Source organism: Streptomyces sp. NPDC001750 (genome assembly GCF_042892615.1).
GTDB lineage: Bacteria > Actinomycetota > Actinomycetes > Streptomycetales > Streptomycetaceae > Streptomyces.
The window spans coordinates 232372-249182 of record NZ_JBIAUE010000001.1 but is presented as its reverse complement, the minus strand read 5'-3'; the positions used below and the strand labels follow the sequence as shown (position 1 = coordinate 249182).

The 16811-nt window shown below is 70.6% G+C and carries 19 protein-coding genes; 7 read left to right on the top strand and 12 right to left on the bottom strand.

Translation table 11 applies throughout. The annotated features are described in order from the left end of the window. Window positions 1-107 precede the first annotated feature (107 nt). The 3 genes from ACFYY6_RS01105 to ACFYY6_RS01095 form a co-directional block, all read right to left on the bottom strand. The gene (locus ACFYY6_RS01105) at window positions 108-1106 is read right to left on the bottom strand and encodes a sigma-70 family RNA polymerase sigma factor (protein ID WP_388648448.1); all 999 of its coding nucleotides are present in this window, start codon (window positions 1104-1106) and stop codon (window positions 108-110) included. 231 nt (window positions 1107-1337) lie between these two features. Beyond that, window positions 1338-2054, bottom strand: a complete 717-nt coding sequence (locus ACFYY6_RS01100) for a L,D-transpeptidase family protein (protein ID WP_351522783.1) — start codon at window positions 2052-2054, stop codon at window positions 1338-1340. A gap of 155 nt (window positions 2055-2209) precedes the next feature. Next, window positions 2210-3541 (bottom strand): MFS transporter, encoded by a 1332-nt coding sequence (locus tag ACFYY6_RS01095; RefSeq protein WP_386608762.1) that lies wholly within the window; start codon window positions 3539-3541, stop codon window positions 2210-2212. Between the two features lie 62 nt (window positions 3542-3603). Between ACFYY6_RS01095 and ACFYY6_RS01090 the strand changes: the two genes are divergently transcribed. Next, on the top strand, window positions 3604-4557 hold the full coding sequence (locus ACFYY6_RS01090; protein ID WP_351522785.1) for a LysR family transcriptional regulator: 954 nt from the start codon (window positions 3604-3606) through the stop codon (window positions 4555-4557). A gap of 177 nt (window positions 4558-4734) precedes the next feature. On the opposite strand, the gene ACFYY6_RS01085 is transcribed toward ACFYY6_RS01090, so the two are convergent. Both ACFYY6_RS01085 and ACFYY6_RS01080 read right to left on the bottom strand, forming a co-directional pair. Continuing rightward, complete coding sequence (locus tag ACFYY6_RS01085; RefSeq protein WP_389191149.1) at window positions 4735-4950, bottom strand: DUF397 domain-containing protein; 216 nt, start codon at window positions 4948-4950, stop codon at window positions 4735-4737. Continuing rightward, entirely contained in the window at window positions 4947-5786 is an 840-nt protein-coding gene (locus ACFYY6_RS01080) for a helix-turn-helix domain-containing protein (protein WP_389191146.1), read from the bottom strand. Before ACFYY6_RS01080 ends, ACFYY6_RS01085 begins: the two co-directional genes overlap by 4 nt. A gap of 94 nt (window positions 5787-5880) precedes the next feature. Here ACFYY6_RS01080 and ACFYY6_RS01075 point away from each other — a divergent pair, with 94 nt between their 5' ends. Both ACFYY6_RS01075 and ACFYY6_RS01070 read left to right on the top strand, forming a co-directional pair. Beyond that, on the top strand, window positions 5881-6144 hold the full coding sequence (locus ACFYY6_RS01075; protein ID WP_389191143.1) for a hypothetical protein: 264 nt from the start codon (window positions 5881-5883) through the stop codon (window positions 6142-6144). A gap of 681 nt (window positions 6145-6825) precedes the next feature. Beyond that, entirely contained in the window at window positions 6826-7209 is a 384-nt protein-coding gene (locus ACFYY6_RS01070) for a hypothetical protein (protein ID WP_351522791.1), read from the top strand. A gap of 406 nt (window positions 7210-7615) precedes the next feature. On the opposite strand, the gene ACFYY6_RS01065 is transcribed toward ACFYY6_RS01070, so the two are convergent. Continuing rightward, complete coding sequence (locus ACFYY6_RS01065; protein ID WP_351522792.1) at window positions 7616-8389, bottom strand: alpha/beta hydrolase; 774 nt, start codon at window positions 8387-8389, stop codon at window positions 7616-7618. Window positions 8390-8492: 103 nt separating this feature from the next. Here ACFYY6_RS01065 and ACFYY6_RS01060 point away from each other — a divergent pair, with 103 nt between their 5' ends. Together ACFYY6_RS01060 and ACFYY6_RS01055 are read left to right on the top strand one after the other, a co-directional pair. After that, window positions 8493-9647: an adenosine deaminase gene (locus ACFYY6_RS01060; RefSeq protein ID WP_389191140.1), complete on the top strand. Its 1155-nt coding sequence runs from the start codon at window positions 8493-8495 to the stop codon at window positions 9645-9647. Window positions 9648-9806: 159 nt separating this feature from the next. After that, window positions 9807-10118 carry a hypothetical protein gene (locus ACFYY6_RS01055; protein WP_351522795.1) on the top strand — a complete coding sequence of 104 codons (312 nt, stop codon included), beginning with the start codon at window positions 9807-9809 and terminating at the stop codon, window positions 10116-10118. A 150-nt stretch (window positions 10119-10268) separates the two neighbouring features. Here ACFYY6_RS01055 and ACFYY6_RS01050 read toward each other — a convergent pair whose 3' ends face one another. The 5 genes from ACFYY6_RS01050 to afsQ1 all read right to left on the bottom strand — a co-directional run bounded on the left by ACFYY6_RS01050 (window position 10269) and on the right by afsQ1 (window position 14092). Beyond that, window positions 10269-10472, bottom strand: coding sequence for a PspC domain-containing protein (locus ACFYY6_RS01050; protein WP_073781639.1), 204 nt, complete (start codon window positions 10470-10472; stop codon window positions 10269-10271). A 93-nt stretch (window positions 10473-10565) separates the two neighbouring features. Continuing rightward, on the bottom strand, window positions 10566-11114 hold the full coding sequence (locus tag ACFYY6_RS01045) for a VanZ family protein (RefSeq protein ID WP_351522797.1): 549 nt from the start codon (window positions 11112-11114) through the stop codon (window positions 10566-10568). A 46-nt stretch (window positions 11115-11160) separates the two neighbouring features. Continuing rightward, window positions 11161-11859: a hypothetical protein gene (locus ACFYY6_RS01040; protein WP_351522798.1), complete on the bottom strand. Its 699-nt coding sequence runs from the start codon at window positions 11857-11859 to the stop codon at window positions 11161-11163. After that, window positions 11859-13418 (bottom strand): HAMP domain-containing sensor histidine kinase, encoded by a 1560-nt coding sequence (locus tag ACFYY6_RS01035; RefSeq protein WP_351522799.1) that lies wholly within the window; start codon window positions 13416-13418, stop codon window positions 11859-11861. Before ACFYY6_RS01035 ends, ACFYY6_RS01040 begins: the two co-directional genes overlap by 1 nt. Then, window positions 13415-14092: a two-component system response regulator AfsQ1 gene (gene afsQ1 / locus ACFYY6_RS01030; protein WP_199883123.1), complete on the bottom strand. Its 678-nt coding sequence runs from the start codon at window positions 14090-14092 to the stop codon at window positions 13415-13417. Before afsQ1 ends, ACFYY6_RS01035 begins: the two co-directional genes overlap by 4 nt. Before the next feature lie 191 nt (window positions 14093-14283). Here afsQ1 and ACFYY6_RS01025 point away from each other — a divergent pair, with 191 nt between their 5' ends. Further along, window positions 14284-15108 (top strand): SigE family RNA polymerase sigma factor, encoded by an 825-nt coding sequence (locus ACFYY6_RS01025; RefSeq protein WP_351629853.1) that lies wholly within the window; start codon window positions 14284-14286, stop codon window positions 15106-15108. 243 nt (window positions 15109-15351) lie between these two features. Here ACFYY6_RS01025 and ACFYY6_RS01020 read toward each other — a convergent pair whose 3' ends face one another. After that, window positions 15352-16059: a uridine kinase gene (locus tag ACFYY6_RS01020; protein WP_351629850.1), complete on the bottom strand. Its 708-nt coding sequence runs from the start codon at window positions 16057-16059 to the stop codon at window positions 15352-15354. 62 nt (window positions 16060-16121) lie between these two features. Here ACFYY6_RS01020 and ACFYY6_RS01015 point away from each other — a divergent pair, with 62 nt between their 5' ends. Further along, complete coding sequence (locus tag ACFYY6_RS01015; RefSeq protein WP_351629847.1) at window positions 16122-16526, top strand: hypothetical protein; 405 nt, start codon at window positions 16122-16124, stop codon at window positions 16524-16526. Window positions 16527-16811 lie beyond the last annotated feature (285 nt).

Sequence of the window (16811 nt, the reverse complement as noted above, 5' to 3'; positions counted from 1 at the left end):
TCGGGGCACATACGGGCGCGGGGCCGCCCCCCAGCCCGTCACGAGCCCGTTCCGTACACCGCGTCCCATGCCGCGTCGGCCGCGCTCGGTGTCGCGTCGGCCGGGTCTCACACCGCGTCGGTGTCGAGCCGGTCCGGCAGCCCGAACAGCGGGAACCAGCGGGGCGTGTCCAGGAAGCAGTGCATCCCCGTGATGGAGCCCTCCGAGATGTCGATGACCTGCACCGCCCACGGCACGAACCCCGGGCCGTCCGGATTCGGCTTGTAGTGCGCGAACGCCGGGGTGCCGTTCGCCTCCGTCGCCACCAGTCGCGAGCCCGCGCAGGCCGCGCCGATGGTCTGCATGAAGCCGGTGATGTCGGCGTGCCCCCGGAGCCAGAGGTCGAACGGCGGCATGGTCATCACGGCGTCCTCGTGGAGCAGCGCGGTCAGTGCCGCCATGTCGTACCCCTCGAAGGCGGCGACGTACCGTTCGAGGAGTTTGCGCTGCTCCTCGTCGAGCGGGTTCGCGGTGTCGACGGGCTTGCCCGCGTGCTCCGTGAGCGTGGCACGCGCCCGCTGGAGGGCGCTGTTCACTGAGGCGACCGAGGTGTCGAGCAGCTCGGCGACCTCGCTCGCCTTCCAGGCCAGCACCTCGCGCAGGATCAGCACGGCCCGCTGCTTGGGCGGCAGATGCTGCAACGCCGCGACGAACGCGAGCCGCACCGACTCGCGCGCCACCGCGGCCTCCGCCGGGTCGTCGACCGACGGCAGGATCCGCCCGTCCGGCATCAGCTCCAGCCAGGTGTTCTCCGGCAGCGGGTTGAGCGCCGCGTCGGCGAGCGGCGTCGGGCCCGACAGGTCGACCGGCCGGGCGCGCTTGCTGCCCGCGTTCAGCATGTCCAGGCAGACGTTGGTGGCGATGCGGTACAGCCAGGAGCGCAGTGACGAACGCCCTTCGAACTTCTCGAAGTTGCGCCAGGCGCGCACCAACGTGTCCTGTACGGCGTCCTCCGCCTCGAAGGCCGAGCCGAGCATCCGGTAGCAGTAGCCGGTCAGCTCGACCCGGTGCCCCTCCAGCCGGCTGTCGATGTCCGCCGTCCCCGCCGGCACCCTCGGATCACTCATCGCTCCACCCCTGTTGCCCTGTGACACCGATCACTTCGGTACTTCGGACGCTACCGGAGCCCACTGACAACGGCGGTGGGAAGCGGCCAAGCCGTGCCCGTTCCGGCACACCGCGTACGGGACGGCGAGGACGACGCGGTGCGGACGGGCCCGGATGTGGTCAGGGTCACGTGCCGACGGGTCCGGGCACGGAAGCGGTCGGACACCGACGCGCCCGGACGCCGACTCGGCTCAGGTGCCGGGCTTGCGCCCGTACACGTACACGTCGTCGCCGTTCTTCAGCAGCTTCCAGTACGCCTTCGCGTCGGCGTCCCGCATGTTGACGCAGCCGTGCGACCCCGGGTTGTTCCACATCTTCAGGCCGACCGAGTGGAACGCCTGCCCGCCGTCGAAGAACTGGGAGTACGGCATCCGCACGTGGTAGATCGACGACACGTGGTCGATGTTCCGCCAGTAGACCTTCTTCGGACCGGTGCGGGTCTCGTACCCGTCCCGCCCGGTCCGCACCGGCACCGGACCGAACTTCAGCTTCCCGCCGTCCTGGATCCAGCTCAGCTGCCGGGTCAGGTCCACACACGCGATGCGCCCCTTGTTCGTGGGGCACTTCTTGTCCTTGTTCGGGTTCTTGCCGGCCGCCTTCTGGGCCGTGAGCGTCTTCATCGTCCGCCAGGTGACCGTACCGGCGTAGCCGATCGCGGGGGTGACCCCGTAGGTGTTCTGGAAGGACCGGATCGCCTTGCAGTCGGCGGCGGACTGCTTGCCGTCGACCGGCCGGTGCAGGTACTTCTCGACCTGCTTCTGGTACGGCCCGGTGGACGCCGTGCAGGACGCGGCCTGCGCGGATCCGCCCGTGCCCAGGACGACGGCGGGCACCGCCGTCAGACCGGCCACGGACACCGCGAGTACGCGCCGCGTCCGGACCCCTCGTATCTTCCCTGCGACTCTCATGCCGCCGAACTCCTCTTCGCGCTCAGACAGGTGCTTTTGGCCACAGCACTAGACGCGCGTCGAGGAGTGGTTGGTTGTGCGCCGAATGTCTCAGTTCGATACAGGTGCCGACGTGCCTGGTCAGGTGCCGTGCCGGGTGCCCATGGACGTCGGCGTCAGTGCTGCGGGCACGCTGCCGGGGCCGTCGCGCGCCGCGCGGCCCGTGAGCCGTACAGCGTGACCGTGACGACGCCGAGAACCGCGAGCAGCCCCAGCGCAACGGTTCCGGACCAGCCGGCAGCGTGGAAGGCGACCGCGCCGAGCGTGCCGCCCGCGCTGGACCCCAGGTAGTACGCGGACTGGTAGAGCGCCGACGCCTGGGCCCGGCCCTTCGTCGCCGTACGGCTCACGGCCGAGGAGGCGACCGCGTGCCCGGCGAAGAAGCCCGCCGTGATCAGCACCAGTCCGAGGAGCACGGGGACCACGTCGTCGGCGAGCGAGAACAGCAGTCCGGCGGCGGTCGTGGACACGGCCAGGTACAGCGCGCCCCGGCGGCCGAGCCGGGCGACCAGCTTTCCGGCCGCGGCGGAGGAGACCGTACCCACGAGGTAGACGAGGAAGATCGAGCCGACGACACCCTGCGGAAGACCGAACGGCTCCGCCACCAGCCGGTAGCCGATCACGGTGTAGACCGCGCCGAATACCGTCATGAACAGCGCGCCGATCGCGTACAGCCGGCGCAGCAGCGGATCGGCGAGATGTCCGCACACCGTCCGCGCCACGGCCTTCGGGTTCAGCGAACCCGGGGTGAAGTGCCGCGCCTTGGGGATCATGAAGTGGAACGCGACCGCGCAGGCCGCGGCGAGCAGCCCGACCGCGCCGAGCGCCGCCCGCCAGCCCCACAGCTGGGCGATCCAGCCGGTGAGGATGCGGCCGCTCATACCGCCGATGCTGTTGCCCGCCACGAACAGTCCGATCGCGGCCACCAGCGCCTTGGGCCGCACCTCCTCCGCCAGGTACGCCATCGCGGAGGCGGGCAGCCCGGCCAGCGCCGCGCCCTGTACGGCGCGCAGCGCGACGAGCCAGCCCAGCGAGGGGGCGAAGGGCACGAGCAGCCCGACCAGTACGGCGACCGCCAGCGACGCGGTCATCATCTGCCGCCGCCCGAACCGCTCGGAGAGCGCGCTCAGCGGCAGCACGCACAGTGCCAGCGCACCCGTCGCGGCGGAGACCGTCCAACTGGCCTGCCCGGCCGTGGCGCCCAGCGAGGCGGAGACGGCGGGCAGCAGGGCCTGCGTGGAGTAGAGGAGCGCGAAGGTCGCGACACCCGCGGCGAAGAGGGCGAAGCTCATCCGGCGGTAGCCGGGGCGGCCGGGTTCGAGGCGGTCCGGCTCGGCGGGACCGGCCGCGGCGGCAGGTCCCGCAATGGCGGTCGCGGCGGGTACGGGGGACGGCTGGGGCGAGGCGACCACGGTGACCGTGGCCGCCCCGGTACTGGCAGGAGGCATGCTTCGAAGGTAGGCCCCACCGTTTCATGCGTCCAATGCATGAAACGGACATAATCAATCCCATGGTGCATGAACCCAGCTCACAGCCACGGCTGTCACCCAGCAGTTACGAAGAAGACATTCGGGCCGTCCTCGCACCACGCCTCGCCCACTTCGCGGCGGTGGCGCGCCACGAGCACGTCACCCGCGCCGCGCACGAACTGGGCGTTCCGCAGTCGACGCTCTCGCGGTCGATGGTCAGGCTCGAACAGGACCTGGGGGTCGCCCTGTTCGCCCGCAAGGGCCGTACCGTCTCGCTCACTCCCGCGGGCCGCACCTTCCTGGCCTCCGCGGAGCGGGCCCTGTCCGAGGTCGAGAAGGCCGCCGACTCGGTACGGGCCGACGCCGACCCAGCCACCGGCAAGGTCGCCTTCGGCTTCCTGCACACCATGGGCTCCGAGACCGTGCCCGCCCTGCTCCGCGCCTTCCGCGCCGATCATCCCGGCGTACGCTTCCAGCTCGTCCAGAACTACGGCGAGGCGATGATCGAACGCCTCCGGTCCGGCGGCCTCGACCTCTGCCTCACCTCACCCGTCCCGGACGCCCCCGACCTGGTCGCCCGCCGCCTCGACGAACAGCGGCTGCGCCTCGTCGTCCCCGAGGACCACCGTCTCGCCGCCCGCCGCCGCGTCCGCCTCGCGGAGGCCGCCGACGAGAAGTTCGTGACCCTCGAACCGGGCTACGGCCTGCGCCGGATCACCGACGACCTGTGCGCCCAGGCGGGCTTCAGGCCCCGGGTCGCCTTCGAGGGCGAGGAGGCGGAGACCCTGCGCGGTCTCGTCGCCGCCGGCCTCGGCGTGGCCCTGCTGCCCCCGCCCGCGGTGGCCCGCCCCGGCGTCGTCGAACTGACGGTGACGGCCCCGCGAGCGGCCCGTGAGATCGGGGTCGCCTGGCTCGACGGCCACCCGGACACCCCGCCCGTGGCGGCGTTCAAACGCTTCCTGCTGTCGCGCCGGGGGCACCTGCTGCCGGACTGACGGCGGGCACGCGCCGCAGAAGGGGGCGCCGCACAGCAGGCGGGTTTGACGACGCGGCTCGGGCCGCCCCGCGACGTACGGCCGCACAGTATGAGTAAAGCCCCGCCATGCCTCCCGAACCGGGGGCGTGGCGGGGCTGTGACCGTGGTCGAGATCGGTGCGTACGGGATCGGGCGGTCAGTCCGTGCCGAACTCTCCGGCCTTGACCCCCGCCACGAACGATGCGAACGCACTGGCAGGGATGATCAGCGCCGGGCCGTGCGGGTCCTTCGAGTCGCGAACGGGGACCATGCCGGTGGTGGCCGCGCTGCGCGGGGCCCACTCGACACAGGAACCGCCGTTGTTGCTGTAAGAGGATTTGACCCAGAAGAGGGACGCGGAGTCGGTCGTCACGGGGTGCCCTTTCGTAGCTCGTGAATCAGGTCCACGGAAGCTGTCTGTGACAGAGATGCGGCCTGCAACTGATGGTAGGCCCTCACCAGCGGCAACACGGACGGCAGTTCGCGGTCCAGATGCCCCTGTGTCTGTGACTCGACGTAGGAGACCACGGATCGGTCCTGAAGGGTCAGCAGGTTCACCAGCCGATCGAAGGGGCGACGCTCGCCAAGGCTGTAAGGGGCAAGCTGGAGCATGGTGTTCGGCTGCGCGGCGAAGTCGATCAGGTGTTGCAACTGTGCGTCCATGACTGCGGGGCCGCCGATAGGTCTGCGGATGCAGCTTTCGTCCAGCACCGCGACCACCAAGGGCGGCAAGGTGCGTACCAGCGCCGTCTGTCGCTCCATGAGGAACGAGACCCGTTCATCCGCCTGTTCACGTGTGATGGCACCCAACTCCACGGCGCTTTCGGCCAGGGCTTGGGCGTACTCGCGCGTCTGAAGCGGACCAGGTATCAGTCCCGACTCGAAGAGCTTGATCTCCGCGGCCCGGCCCTCAAGCCCGACGTACTCGGGGAACCCTTGCAGCAGCACACCGTGGCGGATCTCGCGCCACGCGCGTTCGAATGTGTCGGCCGTTCCTTCGAGTCCGAACGCGACATCAAGTCCGATCGAGAACTTGCGGGTTGGTGGTTTGCGACCATTTTCTACCCCGGAGACATGCCGCCCGGAATACCCGATCCGTGCGCCGAGGTCGTCCTGCTTCCAACCGCGTTCCTCCCGTGACTTGCGTAAACGTGCGCCGAACGCCGCTTCCGGGCTTGCTTCCGGGTTCAACTCATTGCGGTTTACCAATGTGCCCTCCGCTTCCGAGACGTTGAATACGGGCTCACTGTAGGCCGATGCTGAGGCGCCCTGGTAGTGGAAGCACTACGGAGAGGAGTGGCACATGCCTGCGAAGAACGACTCTTCGGGCAGCGGACAGGAGTCTCCTCAACTCCCGGCCCTCGGCGCGCTCATGGTGGATACCTCGCATGGTGCGCGGGTGGGGGAGTTCCGCGGAACCGCCGGCCCGTACTGGTCGTTGCGGCCGGTGCGGGGTGGCGCCGAGTGGGAAGCGGAGCCCGCCCACGTTCGACCCGCCGACCCTATAGAGCGACTGGGCGCCGAGATCGCCCGCGCCAATCGGCGCAGCCGTGGCGAACTTCTGTGACAGCACCGGTCCTTGCCGAGGTGTACGCGGGTGACGCACGGACGGTCATCCATCTCGGCGGAGTGCTCGTCGCGTCCCAGCACGGCTCGCCCTCCGGTGGCTGCGACGTCAGGCCGAACGGCTGGCGAACGGGCTGGACCCGGACCCCGGCACCCCGTGGATTCCCCGAGCGGCTTTACGAGCGGTGCCGCCGTCCGAACCCGACGCACCGGCCGAGTTACGCGTCTGGGCCGCCGACGACGAGTGCCAGGGCGAGGCACTTCACCGGCTCGCCTCGGGAGGCGAGTTCGAGTTCGTCGTTCGGGATGGGGTGTGCTGCTACGGGCTCACGGCTCGGCCCTTCCTCATACCGGATCTCACCCAAAGGATGGACGCGCTGATCAGCGCGTAGCCCCCGTTGCCGCACTGGGTGCTGACCACGGACCACGGGCAGACCAGCGAAAGAAGACCAGGAAAACCGTGCCTCTGCTGACCCCGTTCGTCGCCTTACGTAGTGGCGAACTAACCGTTGCTGTATCAGAGTTGACCATCGAACTCGCCACGCGCGGGCCCCAGCTCGCGTACCGCAGGCCCCGGCCGGGAGACCGCGACCATCACGGAAACCTGTGGGTTCGCATGTCGGAGTCCTCGGATGGGCGCCCCCTGTACGCGTCTATGCATGCCTGTCGGCAACGCCGGTGCATGGAAGGTCTGTTGTGTCAGGTGTGCGCCGAACCGGCCGACCGGAACGAACAGGGCTGGCTGTTCCTCGACTGGCGGCGCCTGGACGCGCCCCTGACCTGGCCCGAGAGGTCCATCACCTCCATGCCGCCCCTGTGCGCCGAACACGCCCGCGTTTCTGTCCGCCAGTGCCCGTATCTCCGCCGAGCCGAGTACGCCGTACTGCGCGTACGCAAACCCCAGCTCTACGGGGTCTCGGGCACCCTCTACCAACTCGCCGACACCGGATGGCACACCTCCGAGAACGACGTGCTCTCCCCTTACAGCAGTCCCCGTCTCCCCGGCATGCTCGCCTCCCGCCTCCACCGCCAGTTGCGCGGCGTGACGGTCGTCGACCTGCCGTAGCCCACATCGCTTCCGTCGGCGGTGAGGACTTTCCAGGGCTCCGGACCGGTCACGACTGCTGGCAGTTGCCGAGTAGTCTCCATGGCGCATGGCCGCTTTGCTGGGCATGAGCTTCGTGCGAGCTGAAGGGGGACGACTTGGTGGGCCAGATTGGTCTTTTGGTCGCAATGCCGCGATTCAAGGAAGTGAGTAAAATCGGCCATCCTGCCACTTAAACCCGCAGGTCAGGAACTGTGTTCCCCGCGCGTGCGGGGATGGTCCCTCGTTCGGGTCGGCGAACGCGATCTCACGGCAGTGTTCCCCGCGCGTGCGGGGATGGTCCCGCCGGGCGGCCCGTGGGAGTCGTCCACCCGCACTCCACGCTCAACCCGGCCTTCAAGCGCCTCGTCTCACCGCGCACGTCCCCTCACCCCCGCAGCGACTTCCCGAACCCTGCCGCAAGGGGCATCCGCAGGCCCAGTGGCGGCGGGGCCGCGAGGGCGTCGGCGACGGGGCGGGCGTAGGGGTGACCGAGGAGCGAGCCGCGGATGAAGTTCGTGGCCAGGGCCGTGACTTCGGCGCGGTGCTGGCGCAGCGAGTGGCCGTCGGAGTGGACCTCGAAGCGGCAGGTGTCGCGGTTGGTCTTCTTCGCGCGTGCGGCCAGGTGGAAGGAGAGTTCGGGGTCGGTGCGGGCGTCGTTCGTGCCGTGGACGAGCAGGACCCGGCGGCCGAGCAGGTGCTTGACCGGTTCTGGTTCCGGATTCGGTTCGTCCGTCGTGTTCGCGGGGAGCCAGGGGGCCATCGCCAGAACGGAGTTGACCGCCGTGTGGCCGCCCGCGCGGAGGGCGGCCCGGCCGCCCATGCCGTGGCCGGCGAGGCAGACGGGGACGTCGCCGTAGCGGCGTACGACTTCGTCCGCCGCCCATTCGGCGTCCGCCGAGAGCTGGGCGTCGGTCGTGTTCCAGCCGCGGCAGCGGTAGTGGACCACGTGGACGGCGAGGCCGTCCGTGCGGCCGGCGCGGGCCAGGGTCCGAGCCAGGGGGAGCTGGAAGGCGTACGAGAAGAGGGAAGGGCGGCGGTGCGAGGCGGGTTCGCCGTCCGGGAGCAGCAGGACCACGCCGCTGACCGCGGTCGGTGCTCCGGCCGTGCCGACGGCCCGTCCCAGTCTCGCGGCGGGTAGGGGGAGCGCGCGCTGTGCCATGACAGAACAGTGTCAGAAGGACGGGTGTACTCGACCCGTCTTCGCGGTCACTGTTATGTATCGACGAGCGACATTCTACGCGCGTAGGAGCTAGAGTGCCCTAATGATGAGTCCCACCCCGCACGTGCCCGGCCGGGATCAGATCCGGCGTGCTCCCAAGGTCCTTCTCCACGATCACCTCGACGGTGGTCTGCGCCCCGGAACGATCGTCGATCTCGCCCTCGCGAGCGGATACGACGGACTGCCCGAGACCGAGCCGGACAAGCTCGGCGTCTGGTTCCGCGAGGCGGCGGACTCCGGGTCGCTGGAACGCTACCTGGAGACGTTCGCGCACACCTGCGCCGTCATGCAGACCCGCGAGGCGCTGGTCCGGGTGGCCGCCGAGTGCGCCGAGGACCTCGCCGCGGACGGTGTGGTGTACGCCGAGGTGCGGTACGCCCCCGAGCAGCACCTGGAGGCCGGTCTGACGCTCGAAGAGGTCGTCGAGGCGGTCAACGAGGGGTTCCGCGAGGGCGAGCGGCGCGCTCGCCGGGACGGTCATCGCATCCGTGTCGGCGCGCTCCTCACCGCGATGCGGCACGCGGCCCGCTCCCTGGAGATCGCCGAACTCGCCAACCGCTACCGCGACCAGGGCGTCGTCGGCTTCGACATCGCGGGAGCCGAGGCGGGCTTCCCGCCCACCCGGCACCTCGACGCGTTCGAGTACCTCAAGCGCGAGAACAACCACTTCACCATCCACGCGGGCGAGGCGTTCGGTCTGCCGTCGATCTGGCAGGCCATCCAGTGGTGCGGCGCCGACCGGCTCGGCCACGGCGTCCGCATCATCGACGACATCCAGGTCGCCGAGGACGGCAGTGTGACGCTCGGCCGCCTCGCCTCGTACGTACGGGACAAGCGCATCCCGCTGGAGCTGTGCCCGACCTCCAACCTCCAGACCGGGGCCGCCGCCTCGTACGCCGAGCACCCCATCGGGCTGCTCCGGAAGCTGCATTTCCGTGCCACCGTGAACACGGACAACCGGCTGATGAGCGGCACGACCATGAGCCATGAATTCGAGAAGCTGAGCGAAGTCTTCGGATACACGCTCGACGACATGCAATGGTTCACCGTCAATGCGATGAAGTCAGCGTTCATCCCTTTTGATGAACGTCTGGCGATGATCAATGATGTGATCAAGCCCGGCTATGCCGAGCTCAAGTCGGAGTGGCTTTTCCAGCAGACCGCCGCAACCAGCGCTTCTTCCTCTCCGGGGGAGTGATACACGCGGATTTGAAGACGGCCGGTCCGCGCGGGCGTGCGGAATTCACCGGCCGTTTTCGCTGCGGGGGACGTTTGCGGGAGGGGCTGCGAGCTGACTACTTTTCAGAGCCGCTCGTTCCAGAGCCGCCCAGTCCCCCTCCCCAAGGATGAACTCCCCATGAAGCATTCTGCTGCCAGGACCCTCGGTGTCGCCGCTCTCGGTGCCGCCTTCGCCGCCGTCGCCGCGGGGACCGCCTCCGCCTCGGTGCTGCCGACCGACGCCGCGGCCACCGCGCTTCCGGTCGCCGGTTCCGCTCTCGGTGCCGCCGCCAAGCCCGGTCCGGTCGAGGAGACCGCGACCAAGCTCCTCGGCACCGGCCAGCAGAAGCTCGTCGGCAATGTCACCGCCCCGGCCAAGGGCCTCCTCGGCGGCCTGCCGGCGGGTGGCGCGAAGACCGGCGGCCTCCCGGCCGGCATCCCGCTCGGCTGATCCCGTAACGGCCACGTGTGGCACACGCCTGTGGGGCGGGCTTCCGGATTCGGCTGCCCGCCCCACAGGCGTGTCGTGTCACAGGTACGTCGTTCGTCTCGTGCGTACTGTCCCTGGTGCCCCCGCGTACCGCGGAGTCCTGCTACGCGGTCACCAGGCGGTGGCCGACGACTCCTCCTCGGACGGGAACAGCACCCACAGCGCCAGGTACAGCAGGAACTGCGGCCCGGGCAGCAGACAGGACAGCAGGAAGATCACCCGCATGGTTCCCGCGGAGGTGCCGAAGCGCCGTGCCAGCGCGGCGCACACTCCGCCGATCATGCGTCCGTCTCGGGGGCGGGCAAGTGCGGCCATGATGGGCTCCTTCGCGAACCGTTGGTGGGGAGCAGTTCCGTCGTACTCCCGATGTGTCCATCGTCGCTCGGCGAACGGGGGCAAAACGTCGCTCTACGGTGCCATCCCGACCCTGGGAATCGTCGGGGTCGAGCCCTGAGCCGTCTCGTCCGCCGGACGCGGAACGGGCTTCGTCCGCCGCCGCTTCCTGCGCCGCAGCCGCGCCCGGCACATGGGCACGACCAGGAGGTGGGCGAGTGCCACGCCGATGGTGTTCAGCAGCAGCGAGTCCACGTCGACCCGCTGCCCGGGCACCCCGGTCTGCGCCAGCTCGATGCCCAGCGAGATCAGCGCTCCGGCGGCGACCGTACGGGCCATCGAGGCCCACGGGGAGACGGACAGCCGACCCCCTGCCATGGGCAGCAGGACGCCGAGCGGGGCGAGCAGCAGCAGCCCCTCGCCGATCCGGCGGGCGGCCTCGACCGGGCCGAGGGAGAGGTCGGCTCTGATGCCGGCGAGTGGTCGCAGATTCGAAGCGGTCATCCACGGCACATCGAGTGGACGCAGGGTCAGCCACCCGACGAACAGCAGATGCGCGAGGAGGAGAAGGATCCCGGCCGCGCGGAAACGGATGACAGTCTGGCTGTCCGAACCTTGACGCACGCCCCCCTAGACGCGTCGGGCGGTGGGATCGGTTCCGGGCCCCGGCTCAGTCGCCCGTCTCCATCCCCGTTCCCGCGTCGGTGTCCGGCTCCGTACTCGCGCCCGTGCCCTGGCCCCGACCCTGGCCGGTGTCCCCGTCCGTGCGGGCCGTCAGCGGCGTCGCCGTCTGCGGCCTGGCCTTCGTCTCCGCGGTGCAGAGGTAGCCGCGCGCCGGGTACTTCCCGGGGCCGCCCAGGACCACCGTGCCGTTCGGCGCGAGTGCCGTGCTCTCCGCGTACGTGCACACGATCTGCGCGAGTGCCTCGGTCGGCAGGTCCTCCGGCTGTTCGCTCAGCCGCAGCGTGCCCCGGGGGTCGTCGGCGCGCGCCGCGCCCATCCGCAGCTTCTCCGGGACGGCCGTGGTGAACCCGGCCCGCCGCTCGTCGTCCGACGGTCTGCGCTGCAGCTCCTCCAGGAGCGCCCGCGCGACGCGGGTCCGGTCCGTGGTCGCCTCGTCGACCTGGACGGTGCGGTCCACTGTGGCCAGCTGCGAGGAGCAGACCAGATGGATCTGCATGGGTATGCCCTGAAGCGCCTGCGCGGTCACGTCCTGCGCGGGCATCGAGCACGGGACGCGGGACGGTGCGGGGCCGGCGTCCACCGGCACGGACGTGGTCCTGATCCCGCAGCCCGCGGCCAGCACAGCCGTGAGCGCGGCCCCGGCCAGCGCCGTCCCCGAACGGCGTGCCCGGTGGTTGCTGCCCATCACGTCGCGTCGTCCTCCTCGTCCGGGCACCTCGCGTCGTCCCCGCCGGTGCCGTCGGCCCCCTCGGTCCCGGAACGGGCGAGCGACTCGGCGTCGCGCGGCAGCCGCAGGACGAACACCGCGCCGTCGCCGTCCGGCGAGTTCGAGGCCGTGATGTCGCCGCCGTGGATGTGCGCGTTCTCCATCGCGATCGACAGACCGAGACCGCTGCCGTCGGAGCGCGGGCGCGAGGCGCTGGCCTTGTAGAAGCGGTCGAAGACGTGCGGCAGGACGTCCTCGGGGATGCCGGGGCCGTGGTCGCGGACCTCGATGACGAGTTCGTCGGCCTCGGTCCGCACCGCGACCCGTACCGGCGAGCCGCCGTGCTTGAGCGCGTTGCCGATCAGGTTCGCCAGGATCACGTCGAGCCGGCGCGGATCGAGACGGGCCATGATGCCGCGCTCGGCGTCCAGGTCCACCGCGTCCAGCCAGGCACGCGCGTCGACGCAGGCGGTCACCTGGTCGGAGACGTCGACCGTGTCGAGCACGAGCCGGGCCGTACCCGCGTCGAAGCGGGTGACCTCCATCAGGTTCTCCACCAGGTCGTTGAGGCGCCGCGTCTCGCTCACCACCAGATGCACCGCGGGCGCGATCATCGGATCGAGACCGTCCGCCTCGTCCTCCAGCACTTCGGTGACGGCCGTCAGCGCCGTGAGCGGGGTACGCAGTTCGTGCGACATGTCCGCTACGAACCGTCGGCTGGCCTCCTCCCGCGCGCTCATGTCCGCGACCCGCTTCTCCAGCGCGCCGGCGGTTCTGTTGAACGTCCGGGAGAGATCCGCGAGTTCGTCGGTGCCGGACACCACGAGCCGGGTGTCGAGCTTGCCCTCGCCGAGCTTGCGCGCGGCGTCGCCGAGCCGCTGCACGGGCCGCAGCACGGTCGTCGCCGCCGCCTGCGCCAACAGGGCCGAACCGATCAGCGCGAGCGCGGTGGCGATCCCCAGCGACCAGGCGAGGGAGTTCAGGTCCTGCCGCTCCTGGTCCAGCGACTTCAGCATGTAACCGGTCGGGCCGCCGCCGGTGATCCTCGTACCGCCCACCAGGTACGGCGTGCCGCGGATGCTGGTCCGCTGCCAGAACAGGTGGTACTCGTACGTGTTGTCCGCGCCCACCTTCTGTTCCTCGGTCACCGCCTTCTGCAGCGACGGCGGAACGTTGTCGAGCGTGAACGTGTCCAGGTCGGAGTTGCCGACGATGGGCTTGCCCGCGTCGCGCTCGTCGACCAGCAGCACGCTGTACCCGGGCGAACTGCTCGCCATCTGGACGGCGGCGTTCTGCAGATCGTCCTTGGTCGGCCGCAGCGGCAGCGACGCCGCCCGGTTCTGCATCTCCTGCCGGAAGTCCCCGAGCGCCGCGTCCTGGGTACGCGTCAGCACCGCCTCGCGGTTCAGCCAGTAGGCGATGCCCGAGGCCGACACCGCGGCGGTCAGCGCCACCAGTCCGAACACGACGACGAGGCGCAGACGCAGGCTCGTCCAGCGCAGCCCCGCGAGCAGGCTCCGTTCGGCGACACCGCTCACTGAGGCGAGTCCAGTCGGTAGCCCACGCCCCGAACCGTACGGATCAGGGTCGGCGACGACGGCACGTCCTCCACCTTGGCGCGCAGCCGCTGCACGCAGGCGTCCACCAGCCGGGAGTCGCCCAGGTAGTCGTGCTCCCAGACCAGCCGCAGCAACTGCTGCCGCGACAGGGCCTGGCCCGGCCGCCGGCTCAGCTCCAGCAGGAGCCGCAGCTCGGTCGGCGTGAGCTGGAGGTCCTCGCCGTTCTTCGTCACGGTCATCGCGGACCGGTCGATCACCAGGTTCCCGAAGACCGCGGAGTCGGTGGACTCGCGCTCGCCCCGGCGCAGCACCGCCCGGATGCGGGCGTCGAGCACCCGGCCCTGCACCGGCTTCACCACGTAGTCGTCGGCACCGGACTCCAGCCCGACCACCACGTCGATGTCGTCGCTGCGCGCCGTCAGCAGGATGATCGGCAGCTGGTCGGTGCGCCGGATGCGACGGCACACCTCGAAGCCGTCGATACCGGGCAGCATCACGTCCAGCACGATCAGATCGGGCCGCTGCTCGCGCAGCAGTTTCAGGCCGTCCTCTCCCGTCGCCGCGGTGGCCACACGGTGGCCCTGGCGTGACAGCGAGAGTTCGAGGGCCGTGCGGATGGAATCGTCGTCCTCGATCAGCAACAGGAAAGGCACGATGGTCATTCTGGCCCATGGTGGAGCCTCAGTTCGACCGGCGGCGCCCACACGTACACCCGCCGGGCGGGCCACGCGGCGACGACAGGCCCTGTGACAGGGCTGTGACAGTCGGGGGACAGCGTGATGAAACTGCCCCGGCAAGCTCGTTGGCACACGGACGGCCGGACTCCACCGATGGGGGGCGCGAGATGAACGCAACTCACAGCATCACCGCAAGCGCAGTTGTCACGCGTCTCCACGATGTCGGCCGGAGCGCCGAGAAGTCCGGTGCCGGAGCGGGTACGGCCCTGCTGGAACGGGGCCGGGAGCACGGGGGAGCACGGGGGTGCGCCCGCGGCGCCGGGCGTTCGCACACGTCGTCGTCCGCCTCCGCCGACCAGGGCCGACGGCCCTGGATGGCGGTGATCGACGCGTCCGTGGGGGGGAAGCACGGGGAAACCGCGTACGGGGAGGCCACGGGGGAGCGGAGGGCATCGGCGCGGGCCGAGGACGTCGACACGGCGTTCACGGCCTACGTCCGGGAGCGCCGCGCCTCCCTGTACGCGACCGCCTACCACCTGACCGGCGACCGGTTCGAGGCCGAGGACCTGCTGCAGAGCGCCCTCTTCTCGACGTACCGGGCCTGGGACCGGATCAGCGACAAGGCGGCGGTCGGTGGCTATCTGCGCCGCACCATGACCAATCTGCACATCAGCGCCTGGCGCAGGCGCAAGCTCAACGAGTACCCGACCGAGGAGCTGCCGGAGACGCCCGGTGACACGGACGCGATGCGCGGCACGGAGCTGCGCGCCGTGCTGTGGCAGGCGCTGGCCCGGCTGCCCGAACTCCAGCGCACGATGCTGGTCCTGCGTTACTACGAGGGCCGCACCGACCCGGAGATCGCGTCCATACTCGACATCAGTGTCGGCACGGTGAAGTCCAGCATCTGGCGGTCGCTCCGTCGGCTGCGCGAGGACGAGGTCCTCAGCTTCGGCCGTGACCAGCAGGAGTCCTTCGGCGAGTTGGTGGCCTGAGGGCGGGGGGAACGGGGATACGGGGGACCACGGGGGCGCCGCTTCGGGGGAGGCGGTGGAATACAGGGGGAAGGGAAACACCGCGGGGGCGGACGGGCTGGGGGGCCTGTCCGCCCCCGTCGGCGTGTGTGAGGGGTGGGCTGTCGCGCGTGGGGGTGTGCGGGGCACGTCGCCCGTGACGGTGTGCGCGGGCGTGGGCCTGTGGGGGTGTGCGCGGGGTACGACCGTGCGGGGCGTCGGCCGTCACACCGTTCCGCGTGCCGTGGGGGTGCGGCGGCAGCGGCCGGCCGCCGCGGCCGCCAGTCGCCCCAGCGCCTCCTCCTTGCCGCAGGGGTGGGCGCCCAGTGCCGCCTGCCGGGCCACGATCCGCCGCTCCGCCCGCATCAGCCGCCAACCGCGCCGCAGCAGGAACGGCACGGACTTGCGGCTCTCCCGCAGGTCCCGCAGCAGCCGGCGGCGGAACGTCGTCGTCGGGCGGCCGCGCAGGCACAGCGCGTCCGCGAGCACACCGAGCTCCTGGCAGCGCTCGACTATGTCCGCCGCGAAGATCCCCTCGGCCACGAACAGCGGTGTGCGCGCCATGTGGAGGGTCTCCCGGCCGACCCGGGAGCTCGTGGAGATGTCGTACACCGGGACGTCCGTGCGTCCGGTGCGGCACAGCTCCTGGATCGCCGCGACCGCCGCGTCGGCGTCCCAGGACCGTACGGAGTCCCAGTCGATGTCCGTGCTGCCGGGAACGAGCGGCAGCGTGGGGTCGTCGCCCTCCTTGTAGAAGTCGTCCAGCCGCAGCACCGGCAGTTCGGTGCGGGCGGCGAGGTGGGACTTGCCGGAGCCGGACGGTCCGGCGAGCAGCACGACACGGGTCGGGATCGGTTGGGAATTCACAGGACACGAGTGTGAGGCATTGACCCGGGCAGGGGATCCCCCGGTGGTCGTGTTGGTATCGAGCATCACACCTCAACTACGCTGCGCACTCAATTGATTACTCGACCGCATCGATCAGGTGGGAACTCATGGCACGTCACGCACTGAACACCTCCCGGCGCCACGCCCTGCTGAGGGCGGGTCTGGCCATCACCGCGGTGGGCGCCGCGCTGGGCGCGGGAGGCGCGGCGGCCCAGGCGGCTCCGCTGCCCCTCGTGCCGGCCACGGGTGCCGACACCGGCATCGAGGGGGCGGGCAGCGCGGTGACCGGGGCGGTCGGGCAGTCGCTCCGGAGCGGCATCGCGCCGGCCACGCAGCTGCGGCTCGACCCGCTGGCGGGCACCGGCACGGACCCGCTGGACAACACCGTCGGCACGCAGATCGCCGACTTCAAGCCGCTCACCACGGGCGTCGTCACCGACCCGCTGACCGGCGGGGGCACACTGAAGGACCTGCCGGTGGCGGGGCAGGCGGCGGGCCTCCTGAACGGCTGACATCGGCGCGCGGAGAAGGCGGCGGCCCGCTCCCCGGACTTCCGGGGAGCGGGCCGCCGCCGTGCTGCCGGAGCACTGCGGTGCGCAGTGCCGGGGCGCGCGGATGTGTACGGGAGTCAGGGGAGGGAGAGGGCGCTCGGGAACTCCGGGTGCCGACGGAACGGCAGCTCGGAGAACTACTCGTACATGTGGGCCAGGTCGTCGAACTGACTGGACATCGTGACAACCTCGTGTATTTCCGGATGATCTTCCCGGTGCCAGAAGGGTGAAACCCGTGTCCATGTC

Coding starts and splice junctions, on each gene's coding strand:
- ACFYY6_RS01050 (WP_073781639.1), bottom strand. CDS start 10,472: ATGGCCGCACTTGCCCGCCCCCGAGACGGACGCATGATCGGCGGAGTG.
- ACFYY6_RS01065 (WP_351522792.1), bottom strand. CDS start 8,389: ATGGCACAGCGCGCGCTCCCCCTACCCGCCGCGAGACTGGGACGGGCC.
- ACFYY6_RS01015 (WP_351629847.1), top strand. CDS start 16,122: ATGGCACGTCACGCACTGAACACCTCCCGGCGCCACGCCCTGCTGAGG.
- ACFYY6_RS01075 (WP_389191143.1), top strand. CDS start 5,881: ATGCCTGCGAAGAACGACTCTTCGGGCAGCGGACAGGAGTCTCCTCAA.
- ACFYY6_RS01070 (WP_351522791.1), top strand. CDS start 6,826: ATGGAAGGTCTGTTGTGTCAGGTGTGCGCCGAACCGGCCGACCGGAAC.
- ACFYY6_RS01105 (WP_388648448.1), bottom strand. CDS start 1,106: ATGAGTGATCCGAGGGTGCCGGCGGGGACGGCGGACATCGACAGCCGG.
- ACFYY6_RS01020 (WP_351629850.1), bottom strand. CDS start 16,059: ATGCTCGATACCAACACGACCACCGGGGGATCCCCTGCCCGGGTCAAT.
- ACFYY6_RS01060 (WP_389191140.1), top strand. CDS start 8,493: ATGATGAGTCCCACCCCGCACGTGCCCGGCCGGGATCAGATCCGGCGT.
- ACFYY6_RS01040 (WP_351522798.1), bottom strand. CDS start 11,859: ATGGGCAGCAACCACCGGGCACGCCGTTCGGGGACGGCGCTGGCCGGG.
- ACFYY6_RS01095 (WP_386608762.1), bottom strand. CDS start 3,541: ATGCCTCCTGCCAGTACCGGGGCGGCCACGGTCACCGTGGTCGCCTCG.
- ACFYY6_RS01055 (WP_351522795.1), top strand. CDS start 9,807: ATGAAGCATTCTGCTGCCAGGACCCTCGGTGTCGCCGCTCTCGGTGCC.
- ACFYY6_RS01100 (WP_351522783.1), bottom strand. CDS start 2,054: ATGAGAGTCGCAGGGAAGATACGAGGGGTCCGGACGCGGCGCGTACTC.
- ACFYY6_RS01090 (WP_351522785.1), top strand. CDS start 3,604: ATGGTGCATGAACCCAGCTCACAGCCACGGCTGTCACCCAGCAGTTAC.
- ACFYY6_RS01025 (WP_351629853.1), top strand. CDS start 14,284: ATGAACGCAACTCACAGCATCACCGCAAGCGCAGTTGTCACGCGTCTC.